Origin of the sequence: Streptomyces solincola (assembly GCF_002982015.1) — a bacterium.
In the GTDB taxonomy this organism is placed as follows: domain Bacteria; phylum Actinomycetota; class Actinomycetes; order Streptomycetales; family Streptomycetaceae; genus Streptomyces; species Streptomyces solincola.
The window spans coordinates 1-4555 of sequence record NZ_PVLV01000238.1; the positions used below are offsets into that span (position 1 = coordinate 1).

Consider the following 4555-nt stretch of genomic DNA (forward strand, 5'->3'; position numbering starts at 1 on the left):
CCCCCCCCCCCCCCCCCCCTCCCCCCCCCCCCCCGCCGGGCCCGCCGCCGCCCGGGCCCTGGCCCACCCCCTGCCCCCCCGCCTGCTGCGAGGACACGACCGCTCCCCCCCCCGTTGGTTCTGAGGCCGGCATCACCAAGCGGACCGCCATACCCGAAACGCCCCGAGCCGCGCGGACAGCCCGCCCGGTTCAGTCCTGGAGGCCGGCGAGCCAGCCGGTCAGCAGGCTGTTGACCTCCTGAGGGCGCTCCTGCTGGATCCAGTGGCCGCAGCCATCCAGGAGATGGGAGGCGGACAGGGCGGGCAGGGTGGTGGGGTAGGCGTCGATGGCGTCCGCCATCCAGGTGGTGGAAGCGTCCAGTGCGCCGCCGGCGAACAGGGACGGCTGTGTGATCGGAGCTCCGCGGTGGCGGGCGAGGTCCTCCCAGTCGCGGTCCATGTTGCGGTAGCGGTTGAGGGCGCCGGTCAGGCCGGTGCGCTCGAACTCCCCCGCGTAGACATCCAGGTCGTCCTCGCTCAACCAGGCCGGGAGAACCCCTGCCGGAAAGCGGTCGCGCAGCCGGCCGCCGCCGCGGGTGACGAAGTGCGGATCGGGCTCGCCCCCGGCCGGCATGGTGTCGCCGGACAGGGCTGCGTAGAAGCCCGCGAGCCAACCCCGGACGTCGGGCTCGATCTCCGCCTCGGCGCGGCCGGGCTCCTGGAAGTAGGAGACGTAGAACTCCTGCTCGGGGCCGCCGACCCGGCCGAAGACGTCGGTGGGGCGGGGACCACCGGGCGGCGCGTACGGGACACTCAGCAATCCGACGGCGCGGAAGGCCTCGGGGTGCAGCAGAGCGGAGGCGGCGGCGATGTTGGAGCCCCAGTCGTGGCCGACGATCACCGCGCTCTCCTCGCCGAGGGCGCGCACGACGGCGACGTTGTCCTCCACCAAGTCGAGCATCCGGTAGGCCTCGGTCGCCTCCGGCCTGGAGGAGCGGCCGTAGCCACGCACATCGATCGCCGCCGCCCGGTAGCCGGCTGCGGCGAGGGCCGGGAGCTGGTGGCGCCAGGAGTACCAGAACTCGGGAAAGCCGTGCACGAGCAGGACCAGCGGACCGGTGCCCTGCTCGACCAGGTGCAGGCGCCCGGCCGGGGCCTCGACGGTGCGATGGCGGAGCTCGGCGGTCGGCTCAGGCTGCATGGACTTCTCCTCGGCTCACGGACGACTGGCGCATACCCGTCGATCATGCGCACGGCGGCCCCCCAGCGCGATCAGCGTTGCCATTCCAGCAAGCTCCCAGCTCAGAGCCAGACCACCCCCCCAGCCTGCGCCCGGCCCGGCCCCCACCAGCCCGGCCAAAGGCACCGGCGGGCACCGGCCGCCACCGGCGGACCCGGCAGGATTGATGGGGCCCCGTTCACTTCCGTTTCCGCAGATGCTCTCTGAGCAGCGTTCGCAGCCCGGTCACCGGAGCACGCGCGCCCAGGCCGTCCAGAAAGTCCGGCACACTCCACGGCCAGTTGGTAGAGAGCCGGGGGCTTGAGCGCGTAGGGCCGGGTCGTCGCCTTGCAGTCGATGAGCAGTCCGCCCAGGATGAAGTCCGCGTCGGCCCCGCCCAGGTCGGTGCTACCAGCGAAGGTAGGCCCGCATACCCGCTGCTCGGGCGGCAGTCGCAGCGCCGGTGCGAGGGCCTGCTCGGCAAGCGCCATCTGCTCGGAGATGTCCGCGATCACATATGCAGGCACCGCCGCGAGCAGATCGTCCAGGAGGGTGGCCGCGTCGGCTTGCGCGAGTAGGTTGCGGGTCCTGGCGAAGGTGCCCTGACGGTAGAGGGCTTCGAAGAAGCCGGCCACATGGCTCAGCTGGGTCAGTTCCCCCTCGCCCAGGCGCCTGGAGCCCTCCCGATGAGCTTGGAGGCGGGCCAGGAGCTGCTGGCCCGCGGTGGCCAGGGCCTGACGTACTTGAGGGCTGGGGGCGCCGGTCAAAGGCACGGCGCTGCCGATCAACGCCACCCCGGCGGCGACCGCGTCGCCCGGCCCGTGGCCCAGGGCCAGCCGCAGCCGGTAGTCGATGGTGCGTCCCAGCGCCGCGTAATGCGGGCGGCGCTCGTCCATCGGCTGGACCGCGGGCGGTAGATCCCGTACGCGCTTGAGGTACTGGTCCACTACCCGCCGCACGTGGGGCAGGTGCCGGGTCATGAACGTCGACAACGGCGAGCGCGCGTACTCAAGCTGGCCCGTCAGCGACAGCGCGGCCATCTCGACCCCCTCCGCCGTATGCGTCGAGCCGGCAGAGGAAGCTCCGACGCGGCGGGTCTCGATCACGGAGAGCCCCTCGACGTCCAGCAGCTCCCGCGCGCGGGTCACTGCCACGTAGACCAGCCGCGCCTCCGCAGCCCGTACCCCTGTCCTCGTCGAGCCCGGCTCCGAGACCGACGGGTTGAAGCCTTCCCCGACGCGCACCCGGTTCCACTCGCGGCCCTTGGCCTTGTGCACGGTGGAGACCACGACCCGTGCCTGGTCCTCGGAGGTCATCTGCTGCACCGCTGCGATGATCTGCCGCGGCCCATAGGCGTCGACCAGGTCCACGATCGCCCGCAACCCTGCCGCGGCGGCGTCCTGCGCAGCGTACTCCTGCACCTCGCCCCAGGAGGAGAAGAGCACCAGCTCATGGTGCGACGTACGCCGCCCCGCCTGCAGGTCGATGGCCGCCTTCGCGATCGACAGCAAAGGCCCTCCGCCCCCGACCAACGCCACCGGCACCCTCTCCTCCAAGAAGCGCAGTACCTCGGCGAGTGCGTCGGCGTTGCCCCGGCACAACACCGCGTCCGGCACCTCCAAGCGCCCCAGCCCCGAGGGCCCGCCCGCGTGCCCGCTCAAGCGCATCGTCGAGAACGCCGCCTGGAGCCACCGATTGGCCACCTGCGCAATCGCCGGCCCGAACCGGAAGGACTGCGTCAACTGAAGCTGCCGACCGGGGAATCCGGTCATGATGTCCTTGGCGTGCCGCCACTCATAGAGTTGCTGGGCCGGGTCTCCTACGCACACCCGCTGCGCGTCCTGTGCCAGGAAGATCTCCTCCAGCACGGGGTTGGTGTCCTGCGCCTCGTCCAACAGCACGAAGTCCGCTGCCAGGCGCGGCCGTGTCAACGCCCACATCTTCAGGTAGTGGTCATGCTGGAACGGCATCCGCCCTCCAGGCGATCGGAGGTCGTCCCATGCCCATCGCGCCCGAGGCAGCAGCACCTGCGCCAGGTACTGCGCACCGTGCTCGTCCAGCCCGTTGACCGGTCCCAAGTGCCGCGCAGCCACCTCCTGGTCAGTGCTATAGCAGAACCGCCGGATCATCTCCGTCACCAGCCTCGCCTGCGTGGTCGCCCTCAGTCTCCTGGTCCCCACTGCCAGGTCGTGATCCAGTCCCAGCAGCCGCGCGGTGTGCCTGAGAGGCATGTGCCCGGAGGCGTTCAGTCGGTCCAGGAACGGCCGCTGAAGCCAGCGGCGCGCCAAGGCATGCGAGGTGGAGCACCGTACGTTGCTTGGGAAGCGCCGTTCGGCTTCCTGCGCGATCGGCTTGTTGAACGCCACGTACAGACCGTGCCGAGGTGTCGCGGCTCCCATCATCACCAGCGTCGAGGTCTTGCCCGTGCCGGCCCCGGCCACGACGGCCAAGTCCTCGCCCGCGGTGAACGCCTCGCGGGCTGCCTCCTGCTCAGGCGTCGCCTTCGCCTCTCCCGTCATCTGTCACTGCCCCCTTCTCGTTGCCTCCTTGTCACTACGAGGCTTTCCAAGCCTTTACTGGTAGGTCCTGTCCCCGTAGTGCCGGCATTAGTGCGCCACTAGCAGCATCACAACCAGCACTGACACCTCCCGTCCGTTCCGTGGACACTCGTACGCGTACCGATAAAGCATGCGAATCGCCACCCCTCAGAGCCCCACTCCACGGCACGCACCCTGCTGCCGGCCCCCTGACCTGCACGGCATCCCATGAATCCAGTGGCGCTGCTCCCCACCCGAATCCCATTGCCGGCACAGTGCATCATGAGCCAAATTTGCTGTGAAGGTTTGTATGCGGTGGTGCGTACCAGTAAGACCGGGGAGGCGAGGCGCAGCGTTCTTCATTGGCAGGCCGTGAAGGTCTCACCCACCCGCTTTTGGCCGTAGCGAGGGATGCCCGTAAGCGCGCATCGGACTGTTCCCGGCGTAGCGTCAGCGGAGCCGGCTTGCCTGTACTGCAGCGCAGGATGAGTGTGCATGCTGTCCTCGGTTCGGGAGGTGGGTTTCGACGGTTGGGTGTTTTCTGATGGGATTGCCCCTGCGCCCCCGCCCACCCACCCGTGGGGTGTCGTGTGGTTGGCGGAGCGTCAGCGGAGCGGGTTTTTGGTGGCGGAGGGGTTGTTGCCCTCGCTTTACGTGTGACGTGAGTGGGGTGGGTCGCCCGGAGCGCAGCGGAGGGCCCCCCCTTTCCGGCTTGCCGGGAAGGGGGTTGGTTTTGTGTGGCGTAGCGTCAGCGGAGCCGGCTTGCCGGAGCGTAGCGGAGGCAAGCTGTGGTGCCCGCTTGCGGGCACCGTTCGTTGTC

At 70.1% G+C, this 4555-nt stretch carries 2 protein-coding genes; both read right to left on the reverse strand.

Annotated elements, in window-relative coordinates:
• Positions 1-190: 190 nt before the first annotated feature.
• Positions 191-1180 (reverse strand): alpha/beta fold hydrolase, encoded by a 990-nt coding sequence (locus C6N75_RS16580; protein WP_105869686.1) that lies wholly within the window; start codon positions 1178-1180, stop codon positions 191-193.
• A gap of 101 nt (positions 1181-1281) precedes the next feature.
• Positions 1282-3717 carry a UvrD-helicase domain-containing protein gene (locus C6N75_RS16585; RefSeq protein WP_258177451.1) on the reverse strand — a complete coding sequence of 812 codons (2436 nt, stop codon included), beginning with the start codon at positions 3715-3717 and terminating at the stop codon, positions 1282-1284.
• Between the last annotated feature and the right edge of the window lie 838 nt (positions 3718-4555).

Bases quoted from the DNA above. Each gene is read 5' to 3' on its own strand.
- C6N75_RS16580 (WP_105869686.1), bottom strand. From the start codon at position 1,180: ATGCAGCCTGAGCCGACCGCCGAGCTCCGCCATCGCACCGTCGAGGCC.
- C6N75_RS16585 (WP_258177451.1), bottom strand. From the start codon at position 3,717: ATGACGGGAGAGGCGAAGGCGACGCCTGAGCAGGAGGCAGCCCGCGAG.